17 protein-coding genes are annotated in these 14,355 nt (G+C 56.7%); 3 read left to right on the top strand and 14 right to left on the bottom strand.

Features of this window, described 5'->3' with window-relative positions; genetic code table 11:
• Window positions 1-104: 104 nt before the first annotated feature.
• A complete protein-coding gene (gene cspE, locus RTP97_RS02985) occupies window positions 105-314 on the top strand; it encodes a transcription antiterminator/RNA stability regulator CspE (protein ID WP_004100146.1) in 210 nt (69 codons plus the stop codon).
• Between the two features lie 81 nt (window positions 315-395).
• Here the strand turns inward: cspE and crcB are convergent, their stop codons facing one another.
• Window positions 396-779: a fluoride efflux transporter CrcB gene (gene crcB / locus RTP97_RS02980; RefSeq protein ID WP_312410725.1), complete on the bottom strand. Its 384-nt coding sequence runs from the start codon at window positions 777-779 to the stop codon at window positions 396-398.
• 66 nt (window positions 780-845) lie between these two features.
• Between crcB and RTP97_RS02975 the strand changes: the two genes are divergently transcribed.
• Both RTP97_RS02975 and tatE read left to right on the top strand, forming a co-directional pair.
• Window positions 846-1,634: a deaminated glutathione amidase gene (locus RTP97_RS02975; protein WP_312410721.1), complete on the top strand. Its 789-nt coding sequence runs from the start codon at window positions 846-848 to the stop codon at window positions 1,632-1,634.
• A 128-nt stretch (window positions 1,635-1,762) separates the two neighbouring features.
• Entirely contained in the window at window positions 1,763-1,966 is a 204-nt protein-coding gene (gene tatE, locus RTP97_RS02970) for a twin-arginine translocase subunit TatE (RefSeq protein ID WP_103819877.1), read from the top strand.
• A gap of 85 nt (window positions 1,967-2,051) precedes the next feature.
• On the opposite strand, the gene lipA is transcribed toward tatE, so the two are convergent.
• The 13 genes from lipA to lptE form a co-directional block, all read right to left on the bottom strand.
• Window positions 2,052-3,017 (bottom strand): lipoyl synthase, encoded by a 966-nt coding sequence (lipA, locus tag RTP97_RS02965; RefSeq protein ID WP_238083700.1) that lies wholly within the window; start codon window positions 3,015-3,017, stop codon window positions 2,052-2,054.
• Window positions 3,018-3,218: 201 nt separating this feature from the next.
• Entirely contained in the window at window positions 3,219-4,181 is a 963-nt protein-coding gene (locus RTP97_RS02960) for a YbeF family transcriptional regulator (RefSeq protein WP_312410716.1), read from the bottom strand.
• Window positions 4,182-4,478: 297 nt separating this feature from the next.
• Window positions 4,479-5,120 (bottom strand): lipoyl(octanoyl) transferase LipB, encoded by a 642-nt coding sequence (lipB, locus tag RTP97_RS02955; RefSeq protein ID WP_312410714.1) that lies wholly within the window; start codon window positions 5,118-5,120, stop codon window positions 4,479-4,481.
• Between the two features lie 103 nt (window positions 5,121-5,223).
• Window positions 5,224-5,487 (bottom strand): DUF493 family protein YbeD, encoded by a 264-nt coding sequence (gene ybeD, locus RTP97_RS02950; RefSeq protein WP_042392026.1) that lies wholly within the window; start codon window positions 5,485-5,487, stop codon window positions 5,224-5,226.
• Window positions 5,488-5,603: 116 nt separating this feature from the next.
• Window positions 5,604-6,815 (bottom strand): D-alanyl-D-alanine carboxypeptidase DacA, encoded by a 1,212-nt coding sequence (dacA, locus tag RTP97_RS02945; RefSeq protein ID WP_312211534.1) that lies wholly within the window; start codon window positions 6,813-6,815, stop codon window positions 5,604-5,606.
• Between the two features lie 142 nt (window positions 6,816-6,957).
• Window positions 6,958-8,004, bottom strand: coding sequence for an endolytic peptidoglycan transglycosylase RlpA (rlpA, locus tag RTP97_RS02940; RefSeq protein ID WP_312410711.1), 1,047 nt, complete (start codon window positions 8,002-8,004; stop codon window positions 6,958-6,960).
• Window positions 8,005-8,014: 10 nt separating this feature from the next.
• The gene (gene mrdB / locus RTP97_RS02935) at window positions 8,015-9,127 is read right to left on the bottom strand and encodes a peptidoglycan glycosyltransferase MrdB (RefSeq protein WP_312211538.1); all 1,113 of its coding nucleotides are present in this window, start codon (window positions 9,125-9,127) and stop codon (window positions 8,015-8,017) included.
• Window positions 9,128-9,129: 2 nt separating this feature from the next.
• The gene (gene mrdA / locus RTP97_RS02930) at window positions 9,130-11,031 is read right to left on the bottom strand and encodes a peptidoglycan DD-transpeptidase MrdA (RefSeq protein WP_312410709.1); all 1,902 of its coding nucleotides are present in this window, start codon (window positions 11,029-11,031) and stop codon (window positions 9,130-9,132) included.
• Between the two features lie 29 nt (window positions 11,032-11,060).
• On the bottom strand, window positions 11,061-11,528 hold the full coding sequence (gene rlmH / locus RTP97_RS02925; protein ID WP_041852135.1) for a 23S rRNA (pseudouridine(1915)-N(3))-methyltransferase RlmH: 468 nt from the start codon (window positions 11,526-11,528) through the stop codon (window positions 11,061-11,063).
• A 3-nt stretch (window positions 11,529-11,531) separates the two neighbouring features.
• Complete coding sequence (gene rsfS, locus RTP97_RS02920) at window positions 11,532-11,849, bottom strand: ribosome silencing factor (protein ID WP_144813677.1); 318 nt, start codon at window positions 11,847-11,849, stop codon at window positions 11,532-11,534.
• A 252-nt stretch (window positions 11,850-12,101) separates the two neighbouring features.
• Complete coding sequence (nadD, locus tag RTP97_RS02915; protein WP_312410704.1) at window positions 12,102-12,743, bottom strand: nicotinate-nucleotide adenylyltransferase; 642 nt, start codon at window positions 12,741-12,743, stop codon at window positions 12,102-12,104.
• Window position 12,744: 1 nt separating this feature from the next.
• Window positions 12,745-13,776, bottom strand: a complete 1,032-nt coding sequence (gene holA, locus RTP97_RS02910; RefSeq protein WP_312410703.1) for a DNA polymerase III subunit delta — start codon at window positions 13,774-13,776, stop codon at window positions 12,745-12,747.
• Complete coding sequence (lptE, locus tag RTP97_RS02905) at window positions 13,776-14,345, bottom strand: LPS assembly lipoprotein LptE (RefSeq protein ID WP_312410701.1); 570 nt, start codon at window positions 14,343-14,345, stop codon at window positions 13,776-13,778. Before lptE ends, holA begins: the two co-directional genes overlap by 1 nt.
• Between the last annotated feature and the right edge of the window lie 10 nt (window positions 14,346-14,355).

The following is a 14,355-nucleotide window of genomic DNA, read 5'->3' as shown; positions in this document are numbered from 1 at the left end:
ATTTATCACTTTTTAATGAATATCGACTGGACAAAAGTCATGACAATTGTTGTACTGATACCCGACACAGCATTTGTGTCGTTTTTCATGTAAAGGTAATTTTGATGTCTAAGATTAAAGGTAACGTTAAGTGGTTTAATGAGTCCAAAGGATTCGGTTTCATTACTCCGGAAGATGGCAGCAAAGACGTGTTCGTACACTTCTCTGCAATCCAGAGCAATGGTTTCAAAACTCTGGCTGAAGGTCAGCGCGTAGAGTTTGAAATCACTAACGGTGCCAAAGGCCCTTCTGCTGCTAACGTAATGCCTATCTAAGTTAGCGATAAGACAGAACTCTAAAACTCGCTGGAAAGCGGGTTTTTTTTCGTCTGAATTCCTGCATAACGCCTGATGGCGCTACTGTGCGTGCGTAGCAGAGACGATCCAGAAGGCCAGCGCCGTCATCGCAAAAGAGCCAAGCAGGTTCACCGCCACGTTCAGCAGCGCCCAGCCCGCACGGCCATCCTGCAGCAGAAATACCACCTCAGCGGAAAAGGTCGAGAAGGTGGTCAGGCCGCCGCAGAAGCCGGTGGTAATGAGCAGTTTCCACAGCGGATCGATGTGGGTCATGCGGTTAAACCACGCCAGCCCCATCCCAATAATAAATGCCCCCGCCAGGTTTGCCGTCAGGGTACCGAGAGGGATCGCGTTGTGTAACGGGTTAAGCTTCATACCGAGAAACCAGCGCAGCACGCTGCCGGTCCCGCCGCCGATAAAAACCGCAAAAAACAGTTGTATCACTACCGATTCCTGCTATTTGATGTGTCAGGTCGCTAAGTTTAACGCAACGGGCAGAGAGGTGAGAAGATGATTGTGGCAGCGGGACAGTTTGTGGTGACGGCGGAGTGGGAGAGCAATGCCCGGACCTGCGTCGCGCTGATGGCGCAGGCGGCAAAGCGGGGGGCCGCGCTGCTGGTGCTGCCTGAGGCGCTGCTGGCTCGCAGCGACAGCGATCCGGGTCTCTCGGTAGCCTCGGCGCAGCCGCTGGACGGCGGCTTTCTGACCCTGCTGCTGGCGGAGAGCCGGAAAAACGCCATGACTACGGTATTGACCATACACGTGCCCTCTACCCAGGGCAGGGCGGCGAATACCCTGGTTGTGCTACGGGCAGGAGAGATCGTTGCCCGCTACGCCAAGCTACATCTCTACGACGCTTTCAGCATCCTCGAGTCGAGCCGGGTGGATGCGGGCAGCGCCATTCCACCGCTGATTGAGGTCGCGGGCATGAAGGTTGGGCTGATGACCTGCTACGATCTGCGCTTTCCCGAGCTGGCGCTGAGCCTGGCCCTGCAGGGTGCGGAGCTGCTGGTGCTGCCTGCCGCCTGGGTGCGCGGGCCGCTGAAGGAGCAGCACTGGGCGACGCTGCTGGCGGCGCGGGCGCTGGATACCACCTGCTACCTGGTGGCCGCCGGCGAGTGCGGCAATAAAAATATTGGTCAGAGTCGCGTTGTCGATCCGCTGGGGGTGACCATAGCGGCCGCGGCGCAGGAGCCGCAGCTGATCTGCGCTGAAGTGAGCGCTGCACGGGTGCAGGAGACGCGGGAGAAGCTGCCGGTGCTGCGTCATCGCCGCTTTGCACCCCCGCAGCTGTTGTGATGTTTTTTTAAACAACGCTTGATTCACCTTGTTACAGATTGCTATTGTGTGCGCGCGCCGAATATCCGTTAATAGAGTCAGGTTTCAACGGCGCATTACGCAGCCTGTTTTCAGTAAAGAAGGTATTTATGGGTGAGATTAGTATTACTAAGCTGCTGGTAGTTGCCGCACTGGTTGTTTTGCTGTTTGGGACGAAGAAATTGCGTACCCTCGGCGGTGACCTCGGCGCAGCCATTAAAGGCTTTAAGAAAGCGATGAACGACGATGACACCAGCGCGAAAAAGAGCGTTGACGGTGACATCCCGGCAGAGAAGCTCTCTCACAAAGAGTAATGGCAATGCCGAATGGCTTGCGATAAAAAAAACCGGCGCTCAGGCCGGTTTTTTTATTGCGATAGTGTAAGTAGTTATTGCAGAACTACTTAACTTCGATCCCTTTTGCCTGCAGATCGGCATGATAAGAGGAGCGAACAAACGGGCCACAGGCCGCGTGGGTAAAGCCCATTGCCAGCGCTTCGGCTTTCATCTCGTCAAACTCTTCCGGGCTAACGTAGCGCTGTACCGGCAGGTGGTGACGGCTTGGCTGCAGATACTGGCCGAGGGTCAGCATGGTCACGCCGTGGCGACGCAGGTCGCGCATCACGTCCACGATCTCTTCGTTGGTCTCGCCCAGGCCAACCATCAGGCCTGACTTAGTCGGGATATCCGGGTGGGCCTCTTTAAAGCGCTCCAGCAGCTTCAGGGACCAGTTGTAGTCCGCACCTGGACGTACTTTGCGGTAGATACGCGGCACGTTCTCCAGGTTGTGGTTAAAGACGTCCGGCGGCGTGGCGGAGAGGATATCCAGCGCACGATCCATACGGCCACGGAAGTCAGGAACCAGGGTCTCAATGCGGATGCTCGGGCTCTTCTCGCGGATGGCGCTGATGCAGTCGGCAAAGTGCTGAGCGCCGCCGTCGCGCAGATCGTCGCGGTCAACGGAGGTGATAACCACATAGCGCAGGGCCATGTCGGCAATAGTTTGCGCCAGCTTCAGCGGCTCGTTGGCATCAGGGGCAACCGGACGGCCATGGGCAACGTCGCAGAATGGGCAGCGGCGGGTACAGATTGCGCCCAGGATCATGAAGGTCGCCGTACCGTGATTGAAACACTCCGCCAGGTTAGGGCAGGACGCCTCTTCACAGACGGAATGGAGGCCGTTTTTGCGCATGGCCGCTTTAATACCCTGGATGCGGGAGGAGTCTGCCGGCAGTTTGATCTTCATCCACTCCGGTTTTCTTAACAGGGCTTCGCGCTCTGTTACCACGTTTTTAACCGGGATAAGGGCCATTTTATCGGCATCGCGGTATTTAACACCGCGTTCCATCACAATGGGTTTACTCATAGCGTGCGTGTTCCAGTTGCGAATAACGAAGGGAGCATTTCAATTCAAGGGAATGTTGTATTTCTCAACTATTTTTGAATTAGCTGGGCGGCAGTATATCATCTATAGAGGCGATAAAGCAGCCTGCCAGCCCGGCAAATTGTAAAATAGTTGTTGTTTTGTGCCCTATGTCCAGAGAGCGTCGGGCATCAGGCCAGGCGGCTATTTCCCCTCAAAGGCATTTCGAATCACGCTGATGACGTTCTCCAGCACCGGATCCCGTAAGCTTAACTTGTTGTAATAGAGCGAAACCTCCACGGATGCATTGTGCAGCGGAGGGAAATCGATTTCCGTCAGAGGCCAACAAGAGTTAAAGAAGGTGAACAAGCGTGACGGCATCAGGCCCAGCATATCGCTGTGACTGATGAGTGCCGCAATTGTGAACATATTGTAGCTGCTAAAGCTTACTGGCTGCTCCGGGAACAGCTCCCGTACCTTCTGCCGCATCGTACCCATACTCTGTCCCTCCAGCATCAGTAGAGTATGTTCATACTGGCTCAGCGTCGCTTCGGTCAGCGGCTGCTGCAGGCAGGGGTGATCCTTTCGGCAGATCAGGATCAGCTGGTCGGTATAGAGAGTATGGTGGTTAAGGGTGCGGGTGCCCTGCACATGCGTATCGATGATCAGATCCGTCTGGAACTGGCCTAGCTGATTCTCAGCATCGAGGATGGGGATGTTACGGATCAGCAGGTGTGGATGGGCCTCTTTAATTGCTTTATAAATAGGTGGGATCAGGAGGGTGCCTAATGAAGGCGGTGTACCGATGGTGATAGTACGCTGTTTATCATAGCTGCCGGTAAGATCCAGCGCGCCCAGAATGGACTCCAGCCCAAGGCTAACATACTCGTGCAGATGCGTGGCATACGCCGTGGGGGTCACGCCCTGGCCTTTCCGGATAAACAAAGGATCGGGAAAGATGGCACGCAATTTTTGAATAGACTGGCTAATCGCTGAAGGGGTCAGGTTAAGCACCTTCGCCGCGTTAACGATGCCTTTGTGAACATACACGGCCTCAAAGATCGTCAACAGGTTGAGATCAATATTGCGCAGCGTACGGAAGATTTGGGGCCTATCCTCTTCGCGACGCTCGGCTATTCGTTTGTCCGACAGACCGTTATCATCCACGCTCAAACTCCATATTCATTCACATTATGAATGATAGTTGAAATTATATTCTTGTGTCATTAATGTACCCACATACTCAGTGGATACGCGCATTCCGTTGTATTTCAACAAGTTAATAATAAGGCAGGTGCTTTTATCACCTGCTAAAAGGTTGACTACCGCTACATTCTGTTCGGCGTTACCTAAATTCCCCTTTAGTAACAGGGGGATGAAATGACAGGATCGGTCTTTTTATACAGAGGGTCAATGAGATTTTTAAACCGCCGACAAAATAATTACCGGCGGATATAGGATATATTATTCGCTAATATATTGATGCGCTGGATTATTTAGCAGATTAAGTAAGTTTGCGATAAGTCGTGGGGCGAGCGTAGCGGGCGTGGCGGTTTCGATCCACTCTTTAACCTGCGCCATCTCCATTCCCGCATAGCCGCAGGGGTTAATTCGACGGAACGGTGCAAGATCCATGGCAATATTGAGCGCCAGCCCGTGAAACGAACAGCCTTTACGGATCCGCAGGCCCAGCGAGCAGATCTTTTTCTCGCCGACATACACCCCCGGCGCATCCGCACGCGGGTGGGCATCAATATCCAGCTCGGCCAGCGTGTTAACCACGGTCTGCTCAAGCACGGTGACCAGCTCGCGCACGCCCAGCTTGCGACGTTTCAAATCGAGCAGCACATACATCACCTGCTGGCCCGGACCGTGATAGGTCACCTGGCCACCGCGATCGCTCTGAATAACGGGAATATCACCGGGCATCAGCAGATGCTCCGCTTTACCGGCCTGTCCCTGGGTAAATACCGGCTCGTGCTCGACCAGCCATACCTCATCGGGGGTGGAGGCGTCACGGTTATCGGTAAAGGCGTGCATCGCCTCGGAAACAGGCGCGTATGGTTGTAAGCCCAGATGGCGGATAAGGATCGTATCCTGAAGCAAAACAGCATCTCCGGGGGAGAACAAAAGGTAGGGGGAGTATATCACAGGGAGGGTGTTACCCGGCCAGCGCCGGGCAACGCGTCAGCGGATCGGCGCTGGACGATTACAGAACCATACGAACGATTTCGATATTGCCAAGCTCTTCGTACAGCGTTTCAACCTGCTCAATGTGCGTAGCGGTAATGGTGATAGAGACCGAGTGGTAGTTGCCTTTGCTGCTCGGTTTTACCTGCGGAGAGTAATCACCTGGCGCATGGCGCTGTACCACTTCCACCACCTGATCAACCAGCTCAGGTTTCGCCAGACCCATCACTTTGTAGGTGAAGGGGGTCGGGAATTCAAGCAGTTCGTTAAGTTTGGTTTTCATGTCAGCTCCGGGGTAATAAAAGAACAACTCCCGCCAGAGGGCGGGAGTGTCAACGATGCATATTAAACGATGCATAGTATATGGGGATGGAAATCACACTTTCAAGTGCGTATTTTTTAACCAAACCAGTGGTGGAACATCAGCTTGATATAGTCGATGATTTTGCCGAAGAAATTCCCCTCTGGGATCTCCTGCAGGACCACCAGCGGACGCTGCTCAATGGTTTTGCCATCAAGCTGGAAGTTGATGGTGCCCACCACCTGGTTTTTCGCCAGTGGGGCATGCAGCTCGCTGTTGCTCAGCACGTAGCTGGCTTTCAGATCCTTCATGCGGCCACGGGGAATGGTCAGGTAGACGTCTTTATCCACCCCCAGCGAGGCGCGATCGCTGTCGCCAAACCAGGCTGGCTCAGAGGCAAACTCTTTGCCTGCTTTGATTGGGTTAACGGTTTCAAAGAAACGGAAGCCCCAGGTCAGCAGCTTTTTACTTTCGGCTTCACGGCCCTTAAAGGTGCGTCCGCCCATCACGGCGGAGATCAGGCGCATCTGGCCTTCGGTTGCCGAGGCCACCAGGTTGTAACCCGCCTTGTCCGTGTGACCGGTTTTGATACCGTCAACGTTCAGGCTGTTATCCCACAGCAGGCCGTTACGGTTGGTCTGGCGAATACCGTTGAAGGTGAACTCTTTCTCTTTGTAGATGGTGTACTCGTTTGGCACGTCGCGGATCAGCGCCTGACCGATCATCGCCATGTCGCGGGCGGAGCTGAACTGACCATCAGCATCAAGACCGTGTACCGTCTGGAAGTGGGAGTTTTTCAGTCCCAGCGCGTTGACGTAGCTGTTCATCAGGCCTACGAAGGCGTCCTGACTACCGGCGACGTAGTCGGCCATGGCCACGCAGGCATCGTTACCGGATTGCAGGTTGATACCCCGGATCAGCTGGGAGACCGGCACCTGCATGCCAGGCTTCAGGAACATCAGCGAGGAGCCTTTAAAGACCGGGTTGCCCGTCGCCCAGGCATCGTTGCCGATAGTGACCAGATCCGTCTCTTTGAATTTGCCCGCTTTCATCGCCTGACCGATGACGTAGCTGGTCATCATTTTGGTCAGGCTGGCCGGATCGCGACGTGCGTCGGCGTTCTGTTCCGCCAGCACTTTGCCAGAGTTGTAGTCGATCAGGATATACGACTCTGCGTCAATTTGCGGAACGCCCGGGATCATGGTTTTGATGTTCAGATCATCAGCATGGGCAGCGGAGAGCGTGGCGGCGGCCAGCGCGGTGGTGAGCGCCAGGCGCTTCACGAGACGAACGGAAAAAGTGGTCTTCATGGTCAGAACAACGACATCCGTGATGAAATTAAAAAAAGTGCCTTACTATAGCAAAAGCTATACAGGCAGGCATCTGACTTTCAGCATGACTTTGTGACTGAAATTGACACAAACTGACAAAGCCAGACGCCCTCTGAAGCGCTTACTGTGCGCTGGTAATAAACGATTGCAGCTGCGCTTCGCTCTGCAGACGCTGCTGGAGCGCGCTGGCGTCGGCTTTGCTGCTGAACGGGCCAAGCTGAATACGCCAGACGGCACCGTTCTGCGTCACCCGGCCCGGCACATCGAACTGCTGGACCAGACGCTGCTGATACTGCTCGGCACGCGCTTTATCGCTCACCGCGCCAACCTGCACAACGTAGCCACCGGCGGTGGCCGCAGCTGGCTGGGTCTGCGGCTGCGCTGGTGGCTCGTTGCCCTCCAGCACGCCGGAAGCCAGCGTGGTCGGTGCGCCGAGGAAGCCGCTGCCGCCAACCGGTGCACCGGTTGCGCCGTCGCTTTGCAGCGTATCGTTACTGATAGGACGAACATCGCCCGCTGGCTGGGCAGGCTGCGGCGCAGAAGAGGCGCTGCCCATGCCGCCGCTCAGATCCGGGCGATCGGGTAGGGCGTAGGTCTGTTGGGCGATCGTGGTACAGACCGTACCGGGGCCTGAGAATGAACCATCCTGCGAGACAATAATTGGATCGATACGCACTTTGGTGTTGTTAGAGTTGTTTAGCCTGTCGGCAGCGGCGCGGGAGAGGGAGATCGCCCGGTCGTTACCGTAGGGGCCGCGATCGTTGATCCGCACCACCACCATCCGGCCGTTAGACAGGTTGGTAATACGTGCATAGCTGGGGATCGGCAGGGTCGGGTGTGCCGCGGTCAGCTGCATCGGGTCGAAAGCTTCGCCGGAGGCGGTCAGGTTGCTGCCCGGCTCCGCATCATAGATGGCGGCAAGACCGGCCTGGGTAAAGCGCGAGGTGTCCTGCACAATCTTGTAGGACTTGCCATCGCGCTCGTAGTCCTGGTTAACCGACGGGTTCAGCGGCTCGTAGCGAGGTTCAGCCCCGCCGATCTCTACCGTCGGGCCGTTACAGACCGCAGGCTGCGGCGCAGCGGCAGTAGGCTGCTGGCTCTCCTCGGTACTTGAACACGCTGTCAATAATCCTGCTGCTACGCAAACTGCAAGGCAAAGCTTCCGCATTGCGAACCTCTTATACGCTTTTCGACAACATTTTTCTGTGGGTATGGATCGACATTACGATACCAAACCCGGCCATGAGTACAATCAGGGCTGAGCCACCGTAGCTTACCAGCGGTAAGGGCACGCCCACCACCGGTAAAATACCGCTCACCATACCGATATTTACAAACACATAAACGAATAAAATCAGCATTAAGCCACCGGCCATTACGCGGCCAAAGGTGGTCTGCGCATGGGCGGCGATCCACAGGCCGCGCATAATCAGCAGCAGGTAGAGCGCCAGCAGGATCAGGATCCCCACCAGACCCAGCTCTTCGCCGAGTACGGCAAAGATAAAGTCGGTGTGGCGCTCGGGCAGAAACTCGAGCTGCGACTGGGTCCCGTGCAACCAACCCTTGCCGCGCAGGCCGCCGGAGCCAATGGCAATTTTAGACTGAATAATATGATAGCCTGCTCCCAGCGGATCGGTTTCTGGATCGAGCAGCATCATGACGCGCTGACGCTGATAGTCGTGCATCAGGAAGAACCAGAGGATCGGGATAAACGCCGCCAGCAGCAGGGCGGCAATACCGATCAGCCGCCAGCTGAGGCCCGACAGGAAGAGGACAAACAGACCGGAAAGGGCGATAAGAATCGAGGTGCCGAGGTCCGGCTGGGCGGCCACCAGCAGCGTAGGCATGAAGATCAGCACCAGCGCGATACCGGTATTTTTCAGCGACGGCGGACAGACGTCGCGGTTGATAAAGCGCGCCACCATCAGCGGTACGGCGATTTTCGCAATCTCCGAGGGCTGGAAACGCACGATGCCTAAATCGAGCCAGCGCTGTGCCCCTTTCGAGATCGCGCCAAAGGCGTCAACCGCCACCAGCAGGATCACGCAAAAGATGTAGAGATAGGGTGCCCATCCTTCATAGACGCGCGGCGGGATCTGCGCCATCACCACCATCACTACCAGGCCCATAGCGATCTGGCCGATTTTGCGCTCGGTCATGCCGACATCCTGACCGCTGGCGCTCCAGATGACGATGGCACTGTAGAACAGCAGCGCCAGAATGATCAGCAGCAGCGCCGGATCGATGTGGATTTTATCCCAGAACGATCTTTTGTTCGGATTATCCGTCATGGTTATTGGTCCTCAGCCGCTGCTGACGACGGATTCTCCGCCGGCAGGTCGGTGTTGTTATCGCCCAGCATAATGTGGTCGAGGATCTGGCGCATGATGGTCCCGACCGCCGGGCCGGCACCGCCGTTTTCCAGAATGATCGCCACCGCTACCTGGGGTTTGTCATAGGGGGCAAACGCCGTCATCAGTTTGTGGTCACGCAGGCGTTCCGCAATCTTATGCGCGTTATAGGTTTCGTTGGCCTTCAGGCCAAACACCTGTGCCGTACCGGATTTAGCCGCCACCTTGTAGGGGGCGTTGGCAAAGTATTTATGGCCGGTGCCGTTGGGACGGTTAGCTACGCCGTACATGCCATCTTTGGCGATCTCCCAGTAGCCGGAGTGGATGTCGCCCACCGGCGGCTGCTCAGGCTGTTTCCACGGCACCTGCTGCCCGTTCTCGGTCGTGCTCATCAGCAGATGCGGCACTTTGACGATGCCATCGTTTATCAGGATCATCATCGCCTTGCTCATCTGGATCGGCGTCGCCGTCCAGTAGCCCTGGCCGATGCCTACCGGGATGGTATCGCCCTGGTACCACGGTTTCTTAAAGCGTTTCAGCTTCCACTCGCGGGTCGGCATGTTCCCGGAGCGCTCCTCCGAGAGGTCGATACCGGTGTAGTGGCCATAGCCAAACTTACCCATCCACTCGCTAAGTCGATCGATCCCCATGTCGTAAGCGACCTGGTAGAAGAAGGTATCGGCGGACTCTTCCAGCGATTTGGTGACGTTCAGATGACCGTGGCCCCATTTTTTCCAGTCGCGATAGCGCTTCTCGGAGCCGGGGAGCTGCCACCAGCCAGGGTCGAACAGGCTGGTATTGCGGGTGATCACCCCTGCGCTCAGGGCTGATACGGCAACGTAAGGCTTAACGGTGGACGCCGGGGGGTAGACGCCCTGCGTTGCACGGTTGATCAGCGGCGTGTTGGGATCGTGCAGCAGACCGTTGTAATCCTTGCTGGAGATACCATCCACAAACAGGTTCGGGTTATAGCTTGGCATGGAGACCAGCGACAGGATGCCGCCGGTACGCGGATCGGTCACTACCACTGCCGCACGGCTCCCCTCCAGCAGGGTTTCGATGTAGGTTTGCAGCTTAAGATCCAGCGTCAGGTAGATGTCATGTCCGGCCTGGGGCGGCACCTCTTTCAGCTGGCGGATCACGCGGCCACGGTTATTCACCTCAACCTCTTCATAGCCGGTCTGGCCGTGAAGCACGTTCTCGTAGTAGCGCTCAATCCCCAGCTTGCCGATATCATGGGTTGCCGCATAGTTGGCAAGGATGCCCTCTTTGTCGAGGCGATCTACGTCTTTATCGTTGATTTTGGAGACGTAGCCGATGACGTGGGTGAGGGCAGAGCCATAGGGGTAGAAGCGGCGCTTGTAGCCTTTGACTTCCACGCCCGGGAAGCGGTACTGGTTTACCGCAAAGCGCGCCACCTGGACTTCCGTCAGGTTGGACTTTACGGGAATAGAGGTGAAGCGGTGCGAGCGGGCGCGCTCTTTTTTGAAGTTGGCGATATCATCATCATTGAGATCGACCACGTCCCGCAGCGCGTCCAGCGTCTGCTGCACGTTATCTACTTTCTCCGGCATCATCTCAACCTGGTAGATGGTCCGGTTGAGCGCCAGCGGGATACCGTTGCGGTCATAGATGATGCCGCGGCTCGGGGCAATGGGTACCAGCTTGATGCGGTTTTCGTTGGAGCGTGTCTGGTAGTCGGTGTGACGGACGATCTGCAGATTATAGAGGTTGGCGACAAGCACGCCGCTGAGCAGCAGGATCCCTGTAAAGGCGACGATCGCCCGGCGCACAAACAGCGCGGACTCAGCCGTATAGTCGCGAAAAGAGTTCTGTAATTTCATCCGCTGCGTAATCTACCTAAGGCTCTTCGTTACTCACGATGATAGGGATGGTTGGTCGTAATGCTCCATGCGCGATAGAGGCTTTCTGCCACCAGAACCCGGACCAGCGGGTGGGGGAGCGTTAACGCGGAGAGTGACCAACTTTGTTCTGCTGCCGCTTTGCAGGCGGGGGAAAGCCCCTCCGGGCCGCCGATCAGCAGGCTGACGTCACGTCCGTCCTGCTTCCAGCGCTCCAGCTCGTTTGCAAGCTGCGGCGTATCCCAGGGCTTGCCTGGAATATCGAGGGTGACGATGCGGTTTTTTCCTGCCGCAGCGAGCATAAGCTCACCCTCTTTATCAAGGATGCGTTTGATATCGGCATTTTTGCCGCGCTTGCCGGCAGGGATCTCTACCAGCTCAAACGGCATATCTTTCGGAAATCGACGCAGATATTCAGTAAAGCCGGTTTGTACCCAGTCGGGCATCTTTGTGCCGACGGCGACCAGTTGCAGCTTCACCCATTAGCCCCAGAGTTTTTCCAGCTCGTAGAGACGGCGGCTCTCTTCCTGCATAACGTGAACAATGACATCGCCCAGATCGACCACGACCCAGTCGGCAACGTTTTCGCCCTCAACGCCAAACGGGATCAGACCCGCCGCGCGGGACTCCTGCACCACATGGTTGGCGATAGAGACAACGTGACGCGTGGACGTACCGGTGCAGATGATCATGCAGTCGGTGATGCTTGATTTACCCTTAACATCTAAGGTGACGATGTCCTGACCTTTCAGGTCGTCAATTTTGTCGATAACAAAATCCTGGAGTGCTTTACCCTGCAAGTGTTCCCCCTGGGTGGATGCAAATAACGATAATCAATAGATAGTCAGCCAGTATACCTGAAACCCGGCCTTTTCGGGACAAGAGTTGCCCATATGTGTCTGAAAGTGGGCTATCATCCCACCCTCCGCACGAGATTGCATCGCCATTTTTGTAAAACAATTTCTATGGAACTGCTGCGGAGGGAAAAGTCTGGCAGCGGAGGATAGCAGTCTTGACGATCGTGTCAATCTCCTAATGTATTAATCGCAGGCTTAGCGGTACAGCCCCTGCTGCATAATGTAGTCGAGCACGGCAGGGGGGAGCAGATCGTCACAGGCGTGATTCTCCCGCAGTCGCTGACGAATTTGCGTGGCGGAGATATCAAACCACGGCGTCTGGGCGAGAAAAATCTTTCCGGCGGGCAGGGTGTGCAGCGCCTGGACATCGGTAGTGAGGTGCTGCTCCAGCCAGCGCTGCTGCGTCGCGTCGCGCATCGCCAGCGCATAGCCGGGGCGGCGGCAGACAATCAGATGGCAGGCGCTGAGAATGCTGTCGTAGCGGTACCAGGTCGGGAAGTTGAGCAGCGAGTCCTGGCCGATAATAAAGGCCAGCGGGCGGGCAGGGCCGCTCTCCTGACGCCATGCCTCCAGCGTTTCGGCCGAGTACGACGGCGTGTCGCGCTGTAACTCCCGCTCGTCGAGGGTAAACAGCGGGCGGTCGGCAATAGCCAACGCCAGCATGGCTTTACGCTGCTGGCTGGAGGCCTCCGGTTGCGGACGATGCGGCGGCACGTTGTTTGGCATGATGATAACCCGAGAAAGGTTAATCGCCTCTGCCAGCGCCTCTACCGGTAAAAGGTGGCCGTAGTGAACGGGATCGAAGGTCCCGCCAAACAGGGCTTGCAGCTGATCCATCTCATCCCTCTATAAATACGTCTGCCAGCGTCTTATGACAGAGTAGCAGAGAGATCCCTTCCAGCTCGGCCCAGACCGACTGGCCGTAGTCCTGCTTAACCGTGAGTTCGGTACGGCTCAGGAGGTGCACCGCCTGACGAAGTTGGTCATGGCTGAGGCGGTTTAGCGCCTCGGTGGTGACGGCGCGGCGGTTTTGCCATATCCGGTGCTTATCAAAAAGAGCGCGCAGCGGGGTATGCGCCATCTGGCGCTTTACGTTTAACAGCAGCAGTAGCTCACGCTGCAACGTACGCAGCAGGATCACCGGCTCGCTGGCCTCAAGCTTCAGCTGCTGCAAAATATGCAGGGCGCGTTTGCTCTTGCCCGCCAGCAGGGCATCTACCCAGTGGAAAGGGGTAAAGTGGGCGGCATCGTTCACCGCCTGCTCAACGCGGGGCAGAGTCAGTTTGCCGTCGGGCCAGAGTAGAGAGAGCCGATCCAGCGCCTGGGCCAGCGCCAGCAGGTTACCCTCATAGCAGTAGCAGAGCAGCTGGTTAGCCGCGTCATCAAGCTGCAAGTTATTCTGTTTTGCGCGATTTGCGACCCAGCGTGGAAGCTGCGCCTGTTCCGGCGTCTGGCAGGTGACCAGTACGGATCGGTTCGCCAGGGCGGTAAACCAGGCGGCGTTCTCCTGCGCTTTGGTGAGCTTATTGCCCCGCACGATCAGCAGGAGATCGTCATGCAGGAGTCCGGTCAGGGTCACGAGCTGTTCATTGATAGTTGCATTCGGCCCGTTGTCCGGCAGCTGAAGCAGCAGCGTCTGGCGGCTGGCGAACAGGCTCATGGCCTGGCAGAGGGAGAAGAGCGCGGTCCAGTCGGTGCTGGCATCAAGAGCAACGGTGTGGTGTTCATCAAAGCCCTGGGCTGCGGCCGCCTGGCGCACCGCATCCTGGCTCTCCTGAAGCAGCAACGGATCGTTGCCTAGCAGCAGATACGCCGCGCGCAGCCCTTCATTGAGCTGCGCGCGGAGCTGTTCAGGGTACAGCTTTAACATCAGTTACCCAGCGTCGTGGAGACGCGAGAGGAGGTAGCTTCCGCGTTGGCTTCCGCAATCTTCTCCTGCTTCTCTGCCGTTTGCACGCTTGGCAGCTGACGGATCAGCTGTTGGGCGGCTTTATCGTACATCTCCGCAACGATCATCTCCTGCTCGGCATCTTTCGCCAGCGCGGTCTGCGGGTTATCGAAGAATGAACGATAGACTTTGGTGTGCAGCGGATAGATCCCCTGACCCGGGATCAGCACCGTCGCCTGGACGCTCATTACCATCTGGTACTCAGCCGTACGGCCGTCGCGGAAGATGGAGGCGGTGTCCTGGCTAACGGTTGATGTACCCAGACGCAGGGAGGGCACATCCTGACGTACGGAGCTTTTCTCTACCAGCGTCACGCCGTTCAGGCGCAGCTGCGCGCGTACCGCGCGGCTTAGCGGACCGTTTGGATCTGCCGAGTCGAAAATCATGGTTTTCATCTCGTCAGGGATAGCTGAGCTATTGCGCAGGTGCCAGCCACATCCGGCGGTGACCAGCACCGCCAATGACAACAGTAATGTTGTTAAAAATCGCACGCTTCCTCCC

It is taken from the genome of Pseudescherichia sp. (genome assembly GCF_031998825.1).
GTDB lineage: Bacteria > Pseudomonadota > Gammaproteobacteria > Enterobacterales > Enterobacteriaceae > Pseudescherichia.
Note: the sequence above shows the minus strand (reverse complement) of the source record. Positions and strands in the feature narration are given on the sequence as shown.